The organism is Streptomyces gamaensis (assembly GCF_042656465.1).
In the GTDB taxonomy this organism is placed as follows: Bacteria; Actinomycetota; Actinomycetes; order Streptomycetales; family Streptomycetaceae; genus Streptomyces; species Streptomyces gamaensis.
Genome location: NZ_JBHSPB010000004.1, coordinates 93,257 through 109,626 on the forward strand (window position 1 = coordinate 93,257; position 16,370 = coordinate 109,626).

Annotated in this window: 18 protein-coding genes and 1 tRNA gene; 9 read left to right on the forward strand and 10 right to left on the reverse strand. The window is 72.3% G+C overall.

Annotated elements, in window-relative coordinates; genetic code table 11:
- Positions 1-319 precede the first annotated feature (319 nt).
- Positions 320-1,240 (forward strand): helix-turn-helix domain-containing protein, encoded by a 921-nt coding sequence (locus ACFP1Z_RS07720; RefSeq protein WP_390315162.1) that lies wholly within the window; start codon positions 320-322, stop codon positions 1,238-1,240.
- A 13-nt stretch (positions 1,241-1,253) separates the two neighbouring features.
- Here ACFP1Z_RS07720 and ACFP1Z_RS07725 read toward each other — a convergent pair whose 3' ends face one another.
- The 3 genes from ACFP1Z_RS07725 to ACFP1Z_RS07735 are packed head-to-tail and all read right to left on the reverse strand — an operon-like array spanning position 1,254 to position 1,761.
- Positions 1,254-1,397 (reverse strand): hypothetical protein, encoded by a 144-nt coding sequence (locus ACFP1Z_RS07725; protein ID WP_390315163.1) that lies wholly within the window; start codon positions 1,395-1,397, stop codon positions 1,254-1,256.
- A complete protein-coding gene (locus ACFP1Z_RS07730; protein WP_390315164.1) occupies positions 1,394-1,546 on the reverse strand; it encodes a hypothetical protein in 153 nt (50 codons plus the stop codon). Before ACFP1Z_RS07730 ends, ACFP1Z_RS07725 begins: the two co-directional genes overlap by 4 nt.
- On the reverse strand, positions 1,543-1,761 hold the full coding sequence (locus ACFP1Z_RS07735; RefSeq protein ID WP_390315165.1) for a hypothetical protein: 219 nt from the start codon (positions 1,759-1,761) through the stop codon (positions 1,543-1,545). The genes ACFP1Z_RS07730 and ACFP1Z_RS07735 overlap by 4 nt, the downstream gene beginning before the upstream one ends.
- Before the next feature lie 145 nt (positions 1,762-1,906).
- On the opposite strand from ACFP1Z_RS07735, the gene ACFP1Z_RS07740 reads away from it, so the two are divergent.
- Entirely contained in the window at positions 1,907-2,749 is an 843-nt protein-coding gene (locus ACFP1Z_RS07740) for a helix-turn-helix domain-containing protein (RefSeq protein ID WP_390315166.1), read from the forward strand.
- Positions 2,733-2,960: a DUF397 domain-containing protein gene (locus ACFP1Z_RS07745; RefSeq protein WP_390315167.1), complete on the forward strand. Its 228-nt coding sequence runs from the start codon at positions 2,733-2,735 to the stop codon at positions 2,958-2,960. The genes ACFP1Z_RS07740 and ACFP1Z_RS07745 overlap by 17 nt, the downstream gene beginning before the upstream one ends.
- 473 nt (positions 2,961-3,433) lie before the next feature.
- Here ACFP1Z_RS07745 and ACFP1Z_RS07750 read toward each other — a convergent pair whose 3' ends face one another.
- Positions 3,434-3,580, reverse strand: a complete 147-nt coding sequence (locus tag ACFP1Z_RS07750) for a hypothetical protein (RefSeq protein WP_390315168.1) — start codon at positions 3,578-3,580, stop codon at positions 3,434-3,436.
- Positions 3,581-4,229: 649 nt separating this feature from the next.
- On the opposite strand from ACFP1Z_RS07750, the gene ACFP1Z_RS07755 reads away from it, so the two are divergent.
- Together ACFP1Z_RS07755 and ACFP1Z_RS07760 are read left to right on the forward strand one after the other, a co-directional pair.
- Positions 4,230-4,418, forward strand: a complete 189-nt coding sequence (locus tag ACFP1Z_RS07755; protein WP_390315169.1) for a hypothetical protein — start codon at positions 4,230-4,232, stop codon at positions 4,416-4,418.
- A gap of 79 nt (positions 4,419-4,497) precedes the next feature.
- Complete coding sequence (locus ACFP1Z_RS07760; protein ID WP_390315170.1) at positions 4,498-5,604, forward strand: helix-turn-helix domain-containing protein; 1,107 nt, start codon at positions 4,498-4,500, stop codon at positions 5,602-5,604.
- Positions 5,605-5,704: 100 nt separating this feature from the next.
- On the opposite strand, the gene ACFP1Z_RS07765 is transcribed toward ACFP1Z_RS07760, so the two are convergent.
- Positions 5,705-5,779: transfer RNA gene (locus tag ACFP1Z_RS07765), tRNA-Val, on the reverse strand.
- Between the two features lie 232 nt (positions 5,780-6,011).
- On the opposite strand from ACFP1Z_RS07765, the gene ACFP1Z_RS07770 reads away from it, so the two are divergent.
- The 3 genes from ACFP1Z_RS07770 (at position 6,012) to ACFP1Z_RS07780 (ending at position 8,693) form a co-directional block, all read left to right on the forward strand.
- Positions 6,012-6,782 (forward strand): DUF4097 family beta strand repeat-containing protein, encoded by a 771-nt coding sequence (locus tag ACFP1Z_RS07770; protein WP_390315171.1) that lies wholly within the window; start codon positions 6,012-6,014, stop codon positions 6,780-6,782.
- A 111-nt stretch (positions 6,783-6,893) separates the two neighbouring features.
- Positions 6,894-8,210 carry a coiled-coil domain-containing protein gene (locus tag ACFP1Z_RS07775; protein ID WP_390315172.1) on the forward strand — a complete coding sequence of 439 codons (1,317 nt, stop codon included), beginning with the start codon at positions 6,894-6,896 and terminating at the stop codon, positions 8,208-8,210.
- A gap of 270 nt (positions 8,211-8,480) precedes the next feature.
- Positions 8,481-8,693 carry an FmdB family zinc ribbon protein gene (locus tag ACFP1Z_RS07780; protein WP_390315173.1) on the forward strand — a complete coding sequence of 71 codons (213 nt, stop codon included), beginning with the start codon at positions 8,481-8,483 and terminating at the stop codon, positions 8,691-8,693.
- A 55-nt stretch (positions 8,694-8,748) separates the two neighbouring features.
- Here ACFP1Z_RS07780 and ACFP1Z_RS07785 read toward each other — a convergent pair whose 3' ends face one another.
- The 4 genes from ACFP1Z_RS07785 to ACFP1Z_RS07800 all read right to left on the reverse strand — a co-directional run bounded on the left by ACFP1Z_RS07785 (position 8,749) and on the right by ACFP1Z_RS07800 (position 13,977).
- Positions 8,749-9,414, reverse strand: coding sequence for an O-methyltransferase (locus ACFP1Z_RS07785; RefSeq protein ID WP_390315174.1), 666 nt, complete (start codon positions 9,412-9,414; stop codon positions 8,749-8,751).
- 47 nt (positions 9,415-9,461) lie between these two features.
- Complete coding sequence (locus ACFP1Z_RS07790) at positions 9,462-10,247, reverse strand: HAD family hydrolase (protein WP_390315525.1); 786 nt, start codon at positions 10,245-10,247, stop codon at positions 9,462-9,464.
- Between the two features lie 77 nt (positions 10,248-10,324).
- A complete protein-coding gene (locus ACFP1Z_RS07795) occupies positions 10,325-12,796 on the reverse strand; it encodes a phosphoribosyltransferase (RefSeq protein ID WP_390315175.1) in 2,472 nt (823 codons plus the stop codon).
- 2 nt (positions 12,797-12,798) lie between these two features.
- On the reverse strand, positions 12,799-13,977 hold the full coding sequence (locus ACFP1Z_RS07800) for an HpcH/HpaI aldolase/citrate lyase family protein (RefSeq protein WP_390315176.1): 1,179 nt from the start codon (positions 13,975-13,977) through the stop codon (positions 12,799-12,801).
- Positions 13,978-14,153: 176 nt separating this feature from the next.
- Between ACFP1Z_RS07800 and ACFP1Z_RS07805 the strand changes: the two genes are divergently transcribed.
- Entirely contained in the window at positions 14,154-15,566 is a 1,413-nt protein-coding gene (locus ACFP1Z_RS07805) for a TerD family protein (protein WP_390315177.1), read from the forward strand.
- Positions 15,567-15,597: 31 nt separating this feature from the next.
- On the opposite strand, the gene ACFP1Z_RS07810 is transcribed toward ACFP1Z_RS07805, so the two are convergent.
- The gene (locus ACFP1Z_RS07810) at positions 15,598-16,341 is read right to left on the reverse strand and encodes a TerD family protein (protein WP_390315178.1); all 744 of its coding nucleotides are present in this window, start codon (positions 16,339-16,341) and stop codon (positions 15,598-15,600) included.
- Between the last annotated feature and the right edge of the window lie 29 nt (positions 16,342-16,370).

Genomic DNA, 16,370 nt, shown 5'->3' on the forward strand with positions numbered 1-16,370 from the left:
ACCGCACCCCGGCCGCGTGCGCGGTGCCGGGTCGAGGTCCCCGGGACCCGGTGGACCGGGACCCGGTGGGTCCTGCCGCCTTCTTGTAAAGAACGTGGGGTAAGTACCAAGCCCTTCCAGCCCTGTTGGAACCTCAGGTGACGGGGGACGTCGCCTTTGGGGCTGGTCTCACTCCATCGGGTGAGGCGGCGAAGTACGGGGGATGCGGGGTGAGTTGCGTGTGTACGTTCGCGGCAAGAACCCAGACACGCAGACGGCCCCCGACGGGACCTAGCCATCCCGGTCGAGGGCCTGATCATCAAGGAAGTCGGCCTTCCCAATGACTGAGACCCAGCCTATCGCCCAGGCCCCCTGTCACTCCACCTCATCGGTTGTCCCGCTGCGCGGGGTCACCCACGTCCGTCACCGCCACACCGATCGCTTCACGGTCATCGGCAATCACCTGGCGTTGCACGCTTCGCTGTCGCTGGTCGCGCGCGGCCTGGCGGTGTACATCCAGGCCCTCCCGGACGGCGCGAGGATCGGTATCAAGCAGCTGGCGGAGGTCTTCCCGGAGGGCGCGACCGTGATCGGCCGCGCGCTCAACGAGCTGGAGGCGGCCGGGTACTTGCTGCGGAAGCGGGTGCGGGGGAAGGACGGGCGGGTACGGACGCGGACGACGTGGTACGAGCACCCGGGGGCACGGTGGGGGAAGGTGCCGGGCGGTACGGCGGTTCCGGCCGGTACGGGCCGTACCCCTGCGGACGGGACCGGGCACCCGGAACCGCAGCTGCCGACGCGTACGGACCGTACGCCCGCGAACGTACCGGCGGCGGCCCCCACCCCCACCCGGGCGACCCCCGAACTCCCGCCCGTGGACCAGGAACCCGTGGACCAGGAGGCGGCCGACATCCTGGCCTCCCTCCGCCGCCGCGACCCGCGCCTGCTGCTCTCCGGGCGGGACATCCGGCACATGGCCCCGCTCGTCCGGACCTGGCTGGACCGGGGCATCGGCCCGCACCAGCTCAGGCACACCCTGACCCGCGAACTCCCGGCGGAGGGCCTGAAGTGGCCCGCCAGGATCCTCACCCACCGCCTCACCGACTGGCTCCCGCCCGCCCTGCCCACATCCGTACCGGCGGCCGCACCGAAGCCGGAACCCGTACGCCCCCACCCCCTGCGCAACTGCGACGGCTGCGACCGCGCGTTCCGGGCACCCCACCCGGGCCTGTGCCGGGACTGCCGCGAAGCGGCGGCGTGAGCCGGCCCGGGCATCACGTACGGGCGTACGCGGCCCAGTTACGGCAGACGGCCGCCCGGTCCCGTACGTCAGCGGGCCGCCCGCACTCGGTACGCGAATCCACTTCACTGCGGGCGATGACCGCAGCCCCGCCCGAGTGCGGCACCGGAACGCTCACGGGCACACCTCCCGTACGTGCTGCTGGCGCTCGTCCTCGATCGCGAACGCGTCCCGCATCCGCCCGTCCCGGATCGCCATGGTCCGCGCCATGCTCAGCCGCGCACACCGCAGGCACCAGTGCGTCTCCTCCTCCTTCCGCTCCGTCACCGGCCGCTCCGCCGGCTCCCGGCATTGGCCTCCGCCACCCGGGCACTCAGCAACTCCCGCTCGGTGAGCGGTTCGAGCGCGGACGGCTGAGCGGTCCACTCAATGCCGCCACGCACGGGGCGGAGGGCGTAGCCGTTGCTTTCTCTGGCCATCACCTGGCCGAGGCGATTGGCCTCCGTGTCGCGCACGATCTCACCGATTTCCGGGGTGTGCATCGAACCTCCATCGAACGTGTCCCGCTCATGCGGAACGGGCAACTACCGTGTGTGCCAGCTCACTTTGGCGTCGGAGCGGTGCACTCGGGAGTGCCTGTGGTCCAGCCAATGACATAGTCAGATGCCGCGTACACGGAGTTGCCCGATGCCCCCTGCCAAGGAACTCGACCCGTCCGCGTCTCCGCAGGCCCTGTACGGGGCGGAACTGCGGCACCTGCGGGAGGCGGCGGGGCTGTCACAGGCGGATCTGGGTAAACGGGTCATTTGCAGTGGGGCGTTCATCGGTCAGCTGGAGGCCGGGACACGGCGGATGCCACCGGATCTGGCGCATCGGATCGATGTTGCGCTGGAGACCAACGGGTTCTTCGAACGGCACTGTGGTGCGGTGCGGAAGTCCAAGCACGCGGACTACTTCGCACAGGCAGCGGAACTGGAGCCGTACGCAGCGTCCATCTGCGAGTTCTCCCCGATCCTGGTCCCTGGCGTCCTGCAGACCGAGGCGTACGCACGCGCCGTGATCCGCGCCCATGACCCGTTGCAACCGGAGTCACTCGCCGAGAAGCGCCTGTCGGCACGGCTGGAACGCGCCTCCATTCTTGAAGGACCGGCGAAGCCGAAGTTCTGGGCCATCTTGCACGAGTCGGTGATCCGGTTGCCTGTCGGTGGTCGGCGGCCCATGGCCGAACAGCTCAACCACATCGGTACGTTGGCACAGCGCGACCGGATCCTGATCCAGGTGCTGCCCATCGCGACCGGAGCACACCCGCTCATGAGTTGCGGCCTGACATCCATCATGACCTTCGCCGATGCGGCACCCGTGGTCTACACGGAGAGTGAACACACAGGCCGACTGTTGGATGACCCTTCCCTAGTCGCCATGTACACGGCGTCCTACGATCTCGCACGGGCCGTCGCGTTGCCACCAGAGGCGTCCCTGGCACTGATCCGGTCGGTGGCGGAGGAACACGCACATGCAGACACCATCTGAACTGCGCACCAGGACTTGGCGCAAGAGCAGCTACAGCGCCGGTGGTGGCGGCAACTGCCTGGAGGTCGCCGACCACATACCCGGAACCGCCCCTGCCCCCACCACCGTCCCCGTCCGCGACAGCAAACGCACCCCCCACGGCCCCGTACTCATACCCAGGGCGCCGGCCTGGACCGCCTTCGTCACCGCGATCCGGACCGGCGCCCTCTGAACCACTCTCGCCCCAAGCCCGCATCGAAGCCGGATGGCGCCAGAACCACGAAGCCTGAGGGGCCCCGCGTTCGCGAAGTGGCGTCAGATCGCCGAGGACATCAGCACCGCCGCAGTGCGTGGTCGCGAGCTGGCTCGCATCGAAGCCGAGACCGGCGAGATCCCCGGAGAATGGATCGACGTTACGGACCGGATGCAGGCAGAAGCTGCCGCAGCTCGATCCCGGGGTGCGGCTTGACGACGTTCCGGCTCAAGTACGGCTTTGTAAGCGCATTCAGAGCACCTTCGTGACCAGCGGAAACGGTTGCGGCAACGCTCTGACCTGCCGAAACAGGTAACCGACTTTCACTCGTGATCACGGGGTGTCCCGGGGTCGTGTGTACGGAATGTGTACCGCGTACAGGGTCCCCGGCGGACGGCCGATGCCCCGCCCCGCGCGCCTTCACAGAGGCGCCCAGGGCGGGGCATCCGCTGCTACCGGTGTGCGGGGACGCTCGTCACCGCGAGCCACACGGCAGCGCACACCGCAGCGACGATGAGCGCGGCCGTGAGCGCGCCGAGCCCGGTTGCCGCGTGCTCGCGGTACGCCGACGCCCGGCGTTGGCGGGCGCGCCGTCTCACTGGCGCCCCTTGCTGCGGCAGATCGAGCACGGGAAGCGGCAGGGCCTGTCTGCCTCCTCGGGCGGGATCTCGCGAGTGCCGGCGGGGACCGGGGTGGGAGACGGCGCGGGTACGTCGCGCGCCTGGCGCTCTTCGCCGTGGCCGGTCGCCTGGGGAGTCGTCATGCGCGGCTCCGTCCGGGCAGGGGCCGCCGCCGTTCTTCCGGCGACCGTGCCGACACCGGCCGGTGGGCCCGCTGCCAGTGACGGGCGCGGTCCGCCGCGCTCCGCGCTTCGGCTTCGGTGTCCCTGCGGCGTACCGCTTCGGCGAGAGCAGCGTCCACGGTGGCGCACCCGGGGCAGGTGTCCCCGGGGCGTACCGGGGTGGGGTGCTCGGCGTGTGACGGGCCGCTGGTGTGCGGCACCGTGACCACGTAGCGGTGCATCTGGTCCAAGTCCGGCCGGTCGACTCTCACCTATAACTGCCTTCCTGTTCAGGGGGGTTGAAGGTTGCTCGGTGACGATGAGGTCACCACCAGGAGTGCGGTTCACGGTCCCCGCCCGCGCAGCGAGGGCACGGGAGCTTGCCCGTGCTGCGACAGGTGGCGCACCCTTCAGCCGTGATGTCGCCGAAGCCGGCGCAGTCGGGGCAGTGGACCAGGCGGTGCCCGATGCACACCCCGCAGTACGAGAGGGGCACGGGCGCTGTCTGCGACGCGGGAGCCTGCCGACGACGAGTCCGCCGCTGGGGGCGGCCGCTGTCCGCCCCTGTTGTGCTCTCCCGGTCGGCCTCGCCCCTCAGCCGCTGTCCATGGTTCGCCATGCACGACACCATCGACCTGAACGGGCAGGCGCTGTAGTGGCACGAGTAGTGGCAAGTCCCTTGCCGGTACCCTCCGTTGCCCGGACCAGGTGCACGCACAGTGGCAGTCTTGGCCTATGGCCATTGGGCAACTGATCAGGGACCTACGCAAGGCACGCGGCTGGAGTCAGAGCCGCTTGGCATCGGAGATCAACAAAATCTTCGGCACCGGCCTCACCCGGGAGTACGTGAGCAACTGGGAATGTTGCAAGGTGACGCCGGGGCCGTTCTACCTCCGGTGCCTGTCCGCCGTGCTCGACGTACCCCTAGCAGTCCTTGAGGCCGAGGTGAAGCGACGTACGTTCATCAGTGATGTAGCGGCGGCCGCCATAGCTCCCGTGGTGGCTTCCGACCTGCTGACCGTGGGATTCAGCGCCCGTCTCGCCGGCGGCCCGTCCGTCGACGACTGGGAGGGGAAGCTGGCCGCTTACGGGACGGACTACATGTCGTTGGGCGCGGCGGACATCCAGCGTCGCGTCTCGGGCGAACTCATGGTCGTCCAGCAGCAGCTCGACAACCCCCGGCTGTGGTCCGTCGCGTCCCGGCTGATGACCCTGTACGCCAAGACGTTCCCGGGAGCGGACGGCTCCAAGGCAGTGAGCTGGTACCGCATGGCGGCCCGAGCGGCGGACGAGTCGGGCGACGAGGCGGCGCGGGTATGGGTGCGCGGGCGGGCGGCCATCGCACTCGGTTACGAGGGCGCGTCCCTGGGTGTGGCGGACGTACTGGCCGATCAGGCCATGGCCATCAGCGACAAGCCGTCCTTGGGGCTCCTGAACGCCATCATGGGCAAGGCACACGCGGCCGCGCTCCGGGGCGACACGGCCACAGCCCGGAAGCTCCTGGAGCAGGGGCGCCGGGTCTTCGATGCCACCGGATCCCATGAGCAGACCAGCGACTACGCGGTGCCCTGGTGGCGCATGAACGTCTTCACATCCTTGCTGGCCGCAAGGCTCGGCGACGAGAACAGCGCCGTAGCGGCCCAGGACGCGGCCCGGCGTGAACTGCCCGCCTCGCTCCCCCGTTTCGCCACGCACTTGGAAATGCACCGTGGTCTCATGCTGGCGCGGTCCGGTGACCATGCCGGCGGTGTCGCCTATGCCCGCACGGCCATGGATGAACTGCCGCCCGAGAAGCACTCGCTGACTCTCCGGCTGCTGATGAAGGAAGTCGAGGACAGCTAGGCCGACTCTTGCGGCGACGGCAGAAGCGTCCGGAGTAGGGACTGCCGTCAAAATCTACCGTCAGCGCCCCCGTGGAGGACTTCTGCGGGGGCGTTCTTACTGGTGGGCACAACAGGATTCGAACCTGTGACATCTGCTTTGTAAGAGCAGCGCTCTACCGCTGAGCTATGCGCCCTGGCACGAAGTGACAGCCTACAGGGCGGGCCCCGGGTCCTCGCAAACCCGGGCGGTGGTCGGGTGCGCGAACGGGGGCGGGCGGGCCCGTGGGGGCGGGGGACCGGGGGACAACCCCACCCCCGAAGCGGCAGTGAGCTGTATTCCCGCCCGGCCCGCGCCTCCCTAGCCTCGTTACCGAAGCCGAAACGCCCGACCGCATCGCCACCGCACCGCCCCCCTACGGAGCCCCCATGACCGTCCGCACCCGTACCCGCACCGCCCTCGCCCTCGGCGTGATCACTGTCATCGGGATGACGGCGACCGGATGCGGTGCGGCCACCGCGGACGCCGAGGACGCGAGCCCCGAGCACAAGGCGTTCCCGGTCGCGGGGAAGCGGCTGGGCATCGAGACGGACAACGCGCCCGTCGAACTCGTCCCGGCGAAGGACGGCAGGGCCGACGTCGGCGTCACCCGGTGGTTCTCCTCGTGGACCCTCGGCGGGTCGGCCAGGGCGAGCTGGGAGATGGAGGACGGCACGCTCAAGCTGCGCTCCCACTGCTCCGGCATCGCGAACTGTTCCGCGAAGTACAGGATCGAGGTGCCGCGCGGGGTCGAGCTGTCCGTACGGGACGGCAACGGCGCGGTCACCGCGAAGGGCTTCGAGACCGCGCTCCGTATCCGTTCGCAGAACGGGCGCGTCGAGGTGACGGACTCCACCGGTGACCTGGACCTGCGCAGCGCCAACGGTGAGGTGATCGCCACGGGCACCGGCTCCCGCCGGGTGAAGGCGGGTTCCGGCAACGGTACGGTCCGGCTCGCGTTCGCGCGCGTTCCCGAGCGGGTGGAGACCGACAACGACAACGGGGCGACGCGGATCACCGTCCCGAAGGGCACGTACAAGGTGGACGTACGCAGCGGCAACGGCAGTACGCAGGTCGATGTCCCGCGTGACAGCGCGAGCCCCCACTCGATCACGGCGCGCAGCGACAACGGTTCGGTGCGGGTCTCCCCCGCCGACTGAGCGCCCCTGCCCCCGGGGGCACCCCCGTACCGGATGGGACAATGGCCCCCGGACCAGGGGTGATCCACGCGATCCATGCGATCCGCCGGGAGCGGGAGAGGGCAGGGGCACGTGACGGCGATCTTCGGCGGAGGCGGAAGCGGAAGCGGCGGCCGGGACGGCGGCGGAAGCGGCGGGGGCGCCCGCCGCTGGGGCGGTCTCTTCCGTTCGGAAGCGGCCGCGCGGGCGGACGCGCAGGCCGCGAAGGACGCCGCGGCCGCCGCGTTCTACGAGCTGGACACCGCCCAGCGCGGGCTGCGGCTCTCCATCGAGACGATCACCGCCGCCGATCCCTCGCCCGCCGCCCGCGAGGCGGCCGCCGGCTTCGAGGCGTTCGGGCAGCGCGTCGACCAGGCGTCGACCGCCTACATCAACACCGTCGACGCGTACGACCTGGACCGGGACGACCTGGACTCCTCGGCCGCCGCCCGCGCCCGCGACGGGCTGACGCGGGCCAAGGGCGAGCTGGAACGCGTCCGGGCCGACCTGGAGCGGTTCGCGCAGGGCATCGGCCCGCTCCTGGCCCGGGCCGAGAGCCGGCTCGCGGAGGTCGCCCCGGCCGTGGAACGGGCCCGGCAGGGGCTGCTGGCCGCGAGCGGGGCGCTGGACGCGGTACGGGCGTCGGGGCTGCGCGCGGACGGGCTCGCCGCCCGGCTGGCCGCGCTCTCCCCCGAGCTGACCCGGCTCAACCAGGGCGCGGCGCAGCACGGGGTGCGGGAGACCGTCGAGCGCGCGGAACGCGTCCTGCGCGAGGCGCAGGCGATCCGCTCCGACGCCGAGGGGCTGCCGCGGCAGGTCGCGGACATCGACAAACGGCTCGTCTCGCTGCGGACCCGCGCCGAGGCGATCACCACACGGGCGGCCGGGGTCGGGCCCGTCCTCAGCGAACTGCGCCGCCGGTACAGCGCCGCCTGCTGGCAGGACCTCCAGGAGGTACCGGACCGGGCGGCCGGGGCAGTCGCCCGCGCGGAGGCCGGGCTGCGGGAGGTACGGGCCGCGCGCGACGAGCAGCGGTGGGAGGACGCGCTGGCCGGGCTGGCGACGGTACGGACGCTGCTGGCCGAGGTCGACGAGGCGGTCTCGGCGGCCGGTGACCGGCTGCGCCGTCTCGACGAGGTGTCCGCCGACCACAGCGGCGAGGTCGAACGCACGCGTTTCGCGATCCGTGACGCGCAGGTACTGGCGATGGCCGGGCGCAGTGTCCCGGACCCCCGGCACGCGCAGCCGCTGGACGAGGCCGTGGCCCGGCTCGACCGGGCGGTGTCCGGTCTTCAGGGGCGGCATCCGGACTGGTGGCGATTCCTGACGGAGACGGAGGCGGTGCGTGTGGTGGTGGCCGGGGTTGTTCGGGCGATTCGCGAGGAGCGGGGCGGTCGGGCGGGCCGCTGAGCCTTCCCCGGGGTGCGGGTCGATGGTGCCTGCGGCGGGCTTGTTCCCCACCCCGCCCCTTCCCGAAACTGGGGCTCCGCCCCAGACCCCGGTCCTCAATCGCCGGACGGGCTTGAATTCGCGGCTCGGCCGCACAATCAAGCCCGTCCGGCGATTGAGGACGAGCGGCGCAGCCGCGATCGGGGGTCCAGGGGGCGCAGCCCCCGGTGGGGAAGGACTCGTTTCCGGGTGCCGGGCGGGTGGGTGGGTGGGCAAAGGTAGCCTGCCCTCATGCCTCGTTACGACTACCGCTGCCGCACCTGCGGCGACACCTTCGAGCTCAACCGCCCCATGGCCGAGTCCTCGGCGCCCGCTCCCTGTCCCCAAGGGCACGCGGACACCGTGAAGTTGCTGTCGACCGTCGCCGTCACCGGTACCGCAGCCTCCCCGGCACCGTCCGCCGGCGGTGGTGGCGGCTGCTGCGGTGGCGGCTGCTGCCGCTGAGCACAAGCACAGGAGAGAGCGGTACGGGGCCGCGACAGGCCCCGTACCGTCGTCGTCATCCGCGCTTGCGCGCCAGCGTCAGCCCGTCCGCGACCGTGAGCAGGACGGACTCCATGCGCGGGTCCGCGCGCACGTGCTCGTTGAAGTCGCGTACGGCCGCGCCCGACGTGCCGGCCGCCTCCTGGTCGAGGACCTCGCCGGAGAAGAGGACGTTGTCCACGACGAGCAGCCCGCCGGGGCGCAGCCGGGGCACCAACTCCTCCCAGTACGCGACATAGTTCGGCTTGTCGGCGTCGAGGAAGGCGAGGTCGATGTGCGGGTCCGCCGGCATGGCGCGCAGGGAGTCCAGGGCGGGTGCGATCCGCAGGTCGATACGGTCGGCGACGCCGGCCTTGGCCCACGCCTCGCGGGCGTAGGCGGTCCATTCCTCGGAGACGTCGAGGGTGACGATCCGGCCGTCGGCGGGCAGGGCCTGGGCCATGGACAGGGCCGACAGACCGGTGAACGTGCCGACCTCGACGATGTGCCGGGCACCGGTGAGGCGGACGAGGAAGGCGAGCAACGGGCCCTGTTCCGGGGCGACCTGGAGGTGCGCGGTCGGGCCGAGCGCGGTGCGCGTGGTCTCGATCAGGGCCTGCTGTACGGGGTCGAGCGGCGGGTTGTGGGCGAGGACGTACTCGTAGAGCTCGGGAGTGAGCGGCGTTGCCTTCATGTTGGCCATGGGGGGTGCTCCTCGACTCATCGGCTTGCGGGTCACGGGCTGGCGGGTCATGGGCTGGCGGGCTGCTGTGCGTGTCCGTTCGCGGGAATCCTGCCACCGTCGGCGGCCGCCCGCGCGAACGCCCCCACGATCGCCTCGCCGGCCAGCACGCCCCGTTCCTCCAGCACGTTCACGTGCGGCGCGCTCCAGCCGGTCTCCGCGAGTTCGCCGTGGCCGGGCCGCCAGGCCCGGTCGGCGGCGAGCAGCAGGTCCGCGTCGAGCAACGAGTCCCCGGCGGCGAGCACTTCGCGTGCTCCCGTGCGGCGGACGATCTCGGCGACGGCCGCGCTCTTGGTGAGCGGTTTCGGCACGGTGTAGAGCTTGCGGCCCTGCAGGGAGACGCTCCAGCCGCGGGTGTCGGCCCACTCCGTCAGGTCCTCGACCCAGGTCTTCGGCAGGAGTGCGCGGTCGACGACCAGGTACGCGAACAGGTCTTCCGCCGTGCGCTCCTTGAGCAGCCACGCCGGGTCCGCCGTGCGCAGCAGCCGTGCGCGGACCTCGGTGAGCGGCGCGCATCCGTCGGCGAGGGCGCGGTCGACGCGGGCCCGCCACGCCGGGTCGGACTCGCCGTGGACGAGGAGTTCGCCGCCGTTGGCGCAGACCGCGAACCGCGGTGCGGGGCCGGGGAGTCGGACCCGCCGGTACTGCTCGCGGGTGCGCGTGGTGGTGGGGACGAACACGGCCGTACGGACCAGCTCCGCCAGCCCAGCGGCCGCCTGTTCGGTCATGTAGGACAGTGGCTTGTGCTCGTACGTCTCCACGCACAGCAGCCGGGGTGCCTCGGCGTCCGGCATGCGCAGGTCCAGTGCGGCGGCGGAGTAGATGAGCGTACGGTCCAGGTCGCTGGCGACCAGCGCGCGGGGAACGGTGGTCACGACGCCACCGCCGTGCCGTCCGCCCCGGTGGCCCCGCGCGTGTACCGCGGGTGGATCAACCCGACGCAGCTGTAGGGCAGTCCGTCGGTCTCCTCCACCGGTACGCCCCGCTGGTGCGCCAGCAGCCTTATGTGGTCGAGGTCGGCGCCCGCGCCGCGCCGGGTGAGGATCTTCCAGGGGACGCGGCGCAGCAGCACCCGTGTGGTCTCGCCGACGCCGGGCTTGACGAGGTTGATGTCGCCCATGCCGTACTCCTCGCTGATGCGCTCGACGGCCGCCCAGCCGGCCCAGGTGGGGGTGCGGTCGGTGGCGGAGAGGGCCTTGACGTCGAGGGTGACGTCCTCGCCCACGTCGGTGAAGCGGTCGGCGACGGCGTCGAGGAAGGCCCGCGAGACGTCGGCGCGGGCGAGTTCGCGGTAGTGCTTGGCGCCGTGGTAGTCGTGCGGGCCGACGAGGTCGGCGCGCAGGACGGTGCGCGAGACGAGCCCGGAGACGGTGGAGTTCAGGCACGCGGAGGGGATGAGGAAGTCGTCGCGTGTGCCGTAGGTCGCAACGCACTGGCCGGGGTCGGCGAGCACGGCGAGGCGCGGGTCGAAGCCGGCCCGGTCGAAGCCCGATCGGCGCAGGGCGTCGGCGAGTTCGCGGGTGACGGCGCCCTTGCCGGTCCAGCCGTCGACGAAGACGACGTCGGCGGGGTCGTGGCGGTCGGCCAGCCAGCGCAGGGCGTTCTCGTCGATGCCGCGTCCGCGCACGATGGAGATCGCGTAGTGCGGCAGGTCGAGGCCGTGCGCGTGCTGGGCCCAGCGGCGCATGAGGACGCCGACGGGCGTGCCGGCGCGGGCCAGCGACACCAGGACCGGCCGGCGCGTCCGCTCCGCGAGCACGGTCTCTGTGACGGTGCCGACCGCGCGTGCGACGCGGGAGGCCGAGGCGTCGAGTGCGGCGCGGTAGAGCGCCTGGTACTCCTCGCTGGGCTGGTACTCGACCGGCAGGGACTCCGCGTAGTGCGCGCCCCCGCGCTGGATGGCCTCCTCGCGCTCCTCGGTGGGTGCCTCCAGCGTGACGTCGGAGAGGTCCTGCAGCAGCCAGCCGACGTCGTCGGGCGCGTACGAGGAGAACGCGGGCCCGCGCAGCGGCTCCGGCAGACCGGCGCCGGCGACAGCGGAGGCGGGCACGTAGGAGGGGATCACCGCGAGCAGTACGCTCCCCGTGTGCTCCCCCAGCCGCGCCAACAGGCCGTCAGGGGCATGCAGTTCGGGCGTGTCGCCCGTGGAGTCGGTGACGGCGACGACCGCGTCGAAGCCGCCGCCCGCCACGTTGTAGGCGTACCGCTCGCCGGGTCCGTCGGCGGGCGTGTCGTGCGCGGGGAAGACGAGCCGGGTACGGATCGCGTAGCCGGGGTCGTCGACGGCCAGGACGGGCGAGCGCGTCGTCGTCGAGTACCGCACGTCGCTGTCCGGGAGCAGCCGCTCCAGCGCTTCGGCGAGGCGCAGCGGCGCGTACATCAACTCCTCGGTGCCCAGGACGAGGACGCGCCGCCGTACCGCCGGGAGCGCGGCCGCGATCCGGGCCGCCATCCGCGGCAGCGCCGCCTGGAGCACGTCCCGGTGGGCGGGGGTGAAGCCGTGCCGGCCGCCGTCGGGCAGCCCTCGGGGCCAGCCGGGCTCCGCCCGTACGGGCGCGGCGGGGCCGACCCGTACGGGCGCCGGTCCGTCCGTCCCCGCGTGCCGTGCCACGAGTTCCTGCCCGCGCTCCAGCACCCCTTCCGGCAGCCGGACCTCGCCCGCCGCCAGCGTGATCACATCGACGCGGGCGCCGAGGTCCGCGGCGAACTCCCGCAGCCGTTCGCGGTCGGCCGGGCCGCGCATGTCGACGAGGGCGACGACGACGTAGCGTTCACGGGGGAAGCGGGCGTGCACGGCGGCGATGGTGTTGCGGACCGTGCGGCCCGTGGAGAACTCGTCGTCGACGAGCACCAACGGGCCCTCACCGGCGAGCAGTTCCGGCCGTTCGGGCAGCAGCAGGTGCGAGGTGGCGTGGCTGTGCTCCTCCTCGAAGCCGCCGACGGGCGCCACGCCCGACACCGGCCGCCGGGTGGAGTGCAGGTACGGGGCGAGGGCCAGGCCGTCGGCCACCGAGTGGCCCAGGCCCGTGGCGGTCTCGGCGTAGCCGAGGACGACCGCACGGGCCGCGTCCTCCTCTCCCAGCAGCTCCCGGACGCGGCGGCCGAGGCCCAGGCCCGCGCCGTACACGGTCGAGGGGCGCTGCGGGACGTGCTTGCCGAGCACGTTCGAGACGAGCAGATGGGCGCGCCGGGGGTTGCGGCGCAGCGCGAGGCCGAGCAGCTCCGGCAGGGCGGCGTCGCCGTCGAGACCGACTCCGAGCCGGTCCGCGACCCACTGTCCCGACCACACCACCGCGCTGTTCCCCTCGTCCGTACCGTTCGGGCCGTCTGTTTCCTGTTGCACGTTCATGCCGTCCGTACGCTCGCCGCCAGCAGTTCCACGAAACTCACGTCCTCCCTTGCCACACCGAAGACTTCTGCGCGCAGCAGGGTGCGTTCGGCCCAGGCGCGGTGCGGCTTCACCTCGTTCATCTTGTTGGTGTAGGCGGAGCGCAGGACGCCGCCGCCGTCGTGCCCGGGCCGCAGGATGTCGGCCGCGTCGCTGTACTCCTCGTGGCTGACCACCGACAGCGCGTGCACGGGGGCGACGTGGGAGGGGTGGATGCAGGTCTTGCCGAGCAGGCCGTTGGCGCGGTCGAGTTCGATCTCGCGGAGCAGGCCGTCCATGTCGTGGGCGATGAGCGCGCTGCGCAGCGCTTCGGCGGGGCCGGCGAAGGGGCTGCGGCGCAGCTGCGGTTTGAACATCCGCTCGTGCTGGCGGAAGTACTCCCACACCGGGCCGGTGACCGTGAAACCGCTGCCGTCCGCGCGGCCGAGCACGTTGACGACGTCGGCGATGACGGACGCGACGATCTGCACGTCGTAGGCGGTCATGTCGGGGGCACGGCGCAGCCCGTAGGCGGAGCAGAAGTCGGTCACCCCCAGCCGCAGGGCGAGCACCCGGTCGCGGTACTTGCCGACGGCGCGGGCGATGCCGGCGAGGGTGTCGGTACGGGTCTCCAGGTGCAGCAGCTCGGGCGATTCGAGGACGGGCATCGCCAACAGCCGGTGCCCGCAGGCGTTTTCGGCCGCTGTCAGGGCTTCCAGGAACGCGAGGCCGCGCTCCTCGGTGAACTTCGGCAGGACGAAGCCGGTGAGCAGCCGCACGCCGCGGCCGAGCCGGCGCACCAGGCCCGTGATCTGCTCGGGCGTACGGACGCGGACGAACAGCAGCGGCAGCCCTCGCTCCCCGCGCGCCGCGGCCAGGGCGTCGAGCTCGGCGAACTGCCGCACGAGGTTGTCCTCGGCGGCGGCGACATCGGCGTCGTCGATGGAGTCCTCCAGGCACAGCACCATCGAGACCACCCCCCGGTCCGCCTGTTTGACGACGTCGCGGGCGAGGGCGGGGCGGGTCGCGGGGCTGTAGAGCGTGGCGCCGAGGGCGGTGGCGAGGACGGGCAGCGGGGAGCCGGCGTCGAAGGCGCCCGGCTCACGGTGGAACAGAGCGTTCCGCTCCGCGGGCGCAAGATGTGCGAAGTGCCTCATGTCTCTCCCCGTGTGCCACTGCCTCCGGCTCGGCCCGTCCGCCCGGGAAGCGTGGCCGATTATCGTACGCGCGAGGACGGGTCAAGAGTTCCCCAAAGCGCTGGAGAACCATCTGCCCCGTGTGTTCGAGGCGCGCCCGCCCCCTGCGTTGTCCGGCCCGCGAGGAGGAAGGCAGGATGGCGGACATGACGCACGCCATGCTGAAGGGGTCGAACATCCCGCTGGACGTCCGGCACGTACGGGCCGTGCTGCGCTGGACCCCGGGGCCCGGCGTCCCCGACGTGGACGCCTCCGCGCTGCTGCTCGACGCCGGCGGCCGCGTGCGCTGCGACGACGACTTCGTCTTCTACAACCAGCCCCGGCACCCCTCCGGCGCGGTCCGCCACCTGGCGAAGCGGCGGCTGACGGAGGGGCTGACCGACACGATCGAGACAGATCTGGCGGCGCTGGAGGCGGGCGTGGACCGCGTGGTCCTCGCCGCGTCGGCGGACGGCGGCACGTTCGAGCCCGTAGGGGACCTGTGTCTGCTCCTGTACGACGCCGCCGGCGACGGGGCCGCGCCCGTCGCCGTTTTCGAACTGCACCCGGAGACCGGCTCCGAGACCGCGCTGATCTGCGGCGAGCTCTACCGGCGCGGCGACACCTGGAAGTTCCGCGCCATGGGCCAGGGCTACGCCTCCGGACTGCTGGGCCTGGCCACGGAGTTCGGCATCACGGTCGAGGAGGGCGGCGACCCGGCACCCGGACAGCCGGGCCCGCACCCGGAACCGTTCGCGGGCGTGCCGGGCCCGCACCCGGACCCATTGCCCGGGGACACCCCGGCCCCCGCACCCGGGCAACCGGGCCCGCTTCCGGGCACGGGACACCCCACCGCGAGCGGACAGCCGGGCCGGTTCCCGGAACCGCGACCGGGGTCCACCCCGACGGGCTCCGGCCCGGCCCCCACGAGCACGGCGGCATCACTGCCGGACGCGACTCCGGCACACACCGCCGCATCCGGGCAACCGGGCTGGCCCCAGACCCCCGACCAGCCCGCACACCCCGCCACGGCACAGGGCACACCCGCACAGCCCGGCTGGCCCCAGACCCCCGACCAGCCCGCACACCCCGCCACGGCACAGGGCACACCCGCACAGCCCGGCTGGCCCCAGACCCCCGACGACCCGGCGCACCCCGCCACAACCCCGACCGCACCCGCGCCGGCGGACCCCGCACAGCCCCGCTGGTCCCCGGAACCGTTCGCCGCCCCCGGCGGCCCCGGGCAGGCGTCCGCGTACCCCGAGACCGCTCCCGGCGCGCCGTTGCCCGGCTCCGTGGGCATGCCGCTGCCCCCGGCCGTACCGCCGCCCGGCCCGCCGCAGGCGACACCGCAGGCGAAACCGCACGCGGCACCCCACAGCTACGGTTATCCACCGCCGCCGAGCGTGCCCCCGGCCGTCCCGGCGTACCCGGCGACCGCGACCACGCAGCCCGCCTACGGGTATCCGCAGCAGGCTCCGGCCGCCCCGCAGGGAGCCGCGTACCCGGAAGCGGTGGACAACGGGTTCCAGCTGCCCCCGCAGGGCCCGCAGTTCCAGCCGGCCCCGTAGGGGCACCGCGCCCCGTAGGGGCACGGCTCCGTCAGACCTTGGTCTTGTAGCCCCTCCCCCACTGCAGACCCCAGCCGTAGAGCCGGTCGAGCTCGGACTGGAAGCCGTAGACGTACTTCATCTCGCGCCGCAGCGTGATCTCCCCCTTGACGTTCTCGATGAGGACGACGGCGCACGAACGCGCCTCGGGGGCGCGTTCGTGCAGCGAGATCTCGATCCGGGGCCCGTTGCCCGGATACAGCGTGACCGTCGCGTGCGTACGGTCGAACGCCGGTGTCCCGTCGTAGATGTAGACGAAGACCAGCAGGCGCTTGAAGTCGTCGCGGTGGTCCATGTTGATGTAGATCGTCTCGCCCGAGCCCGAGCCGAACCGGTCGTCCCCGCTGAGCTGGATGTACGGCGGGGAGTTGAGGCTGCCCAGTATGTTGCCGAGCGGCTGGACCACTCCCTTCGTGCCGTCCTTGAGCTCATACAGACAGGCGAGGTCGAGGTCGACGTTGACCATGGCGGTGCCCTGCGCCTGCACGATCTCGGGCCGGAACTTGCTGAGCGGACTGCGCAGCCCGCCGCCGCGCGGCCGGTCGGTGAACTCCGAGGTGCGCATCCGCCAGGAGAGGTTGACCCGCAGATTGCCGGTGACCGCGCCCTGCTTGGTGAGCGAGAACGTCGGGTGCCGCTTGGTGAGCTCGACGGCGCCGTTCACACCGCCGAAATGGTCGAGCTGCTGCTCCGCCGCACGCCCCCAGTTGCCGAAGAACTTGTCCCACAGTGCCATTGCCCCCACCCCTTCGTGGCCTCAACTGC

Excerpts from the sequence above, each read along its gene's own strand:
- ACFP1Z_RS07720 (WP_390315162.1), top strand. The coding sequence starts at position 320 with ATGACTGAGACCCAGCCTATCGCCCAGGCCCCCTGTCACTCCACCTCA.
- ACFP1Z_RS07735 (WP_390315165.1), bottom strand. The coding sequence starts at position 1,761 with ATGCACACCCCGGAAATCGGTGAGATCGTGCGCGACACGGAGGCCAAT.
- ACFP1Z_RS07740 (WP_390315166.1), top strand. The coding sequence starts at position 1,907 with ATGCCCCCTGCCAAGGAACTCGACCCGTCCGCGTCTCCGCAGGCCCTG.
- ACFP1Z_RS07745 (WP_390315167.1), top strand. The coding sequence starts at position 2,733 with ATGCAGACACCATCTGAACTGCGCACCAGGACTTGGCGCAAGAGCAGC.
- ACFP1Z_RS07755 (WP_390315169.1), top strand. The coding sequence starts at position 4,230 with ATGCACACCCCGCAGTACGAGAGGGGCACGGGCGCTGTCTGCGACGCG.
- ACFP1Z_RS07760 (WP_390315170.1), top strand. The coding sequence starts at position 4,498 with ATGGCCATTGGGCAACTGATCAGGGACCTACGCAAGGCACGCGGCTGG.
- ACFP1Z_RS07770 (WP_390315171.1), top strand. The coding sequence starts at position 6,012 with ATGACCGTCCGCACCCGTACCCGCACCGCCCTCGCCCTCGGCGTGATC.
- ACFP1Z_RS07780 (WP_390315173.1), top strand. The coding sequence starts at position 8,481 with ATGCCTCGTTACGACTACCGCTGCCGCACCTGCGGCGACACCTTCGAG.
- ACFP1Z_RS07785 (WP_390315174.1), bottom strand. The coding sequence starts at position 9,414 with ATGGCCAACATGAAGGCAACGCCGCTCACTCCCGAGCTCTACGAGTAC.
- ACFP1Z_RS07790 (WP_390315525.1), bottom strand. The coding sequence starts at position 10,247 with ATGCCGGACGCCGAGGCACCCCGGCTGCTGTGCGTGGAGACGTACGAG.
- ACFP1Z_RS07800 (WP_390315176.1), bottom strand. The coding sequence starts at position 13,977 with ATGAGGCACTTCGCACATCTTGCGCCCGCGGAGCGGAACGCTCTGTTC.
- ACFP1Z_RS07805 (WP_390315177.1), top strand. The coding sequence starts at position 14,154 with ATGGCGGACATGACGCACGCCATGCTGAAGGGGTCGAACATCCCGCTG.
- ACFP1Z_RS07810 (WP_390315178.1), bottom strand. The coding sequence starts at position 16,341 with ATGGCACTGTGGGACAAGTTCTTCGGCAACTGGGGGCGTGCGGCGGAG.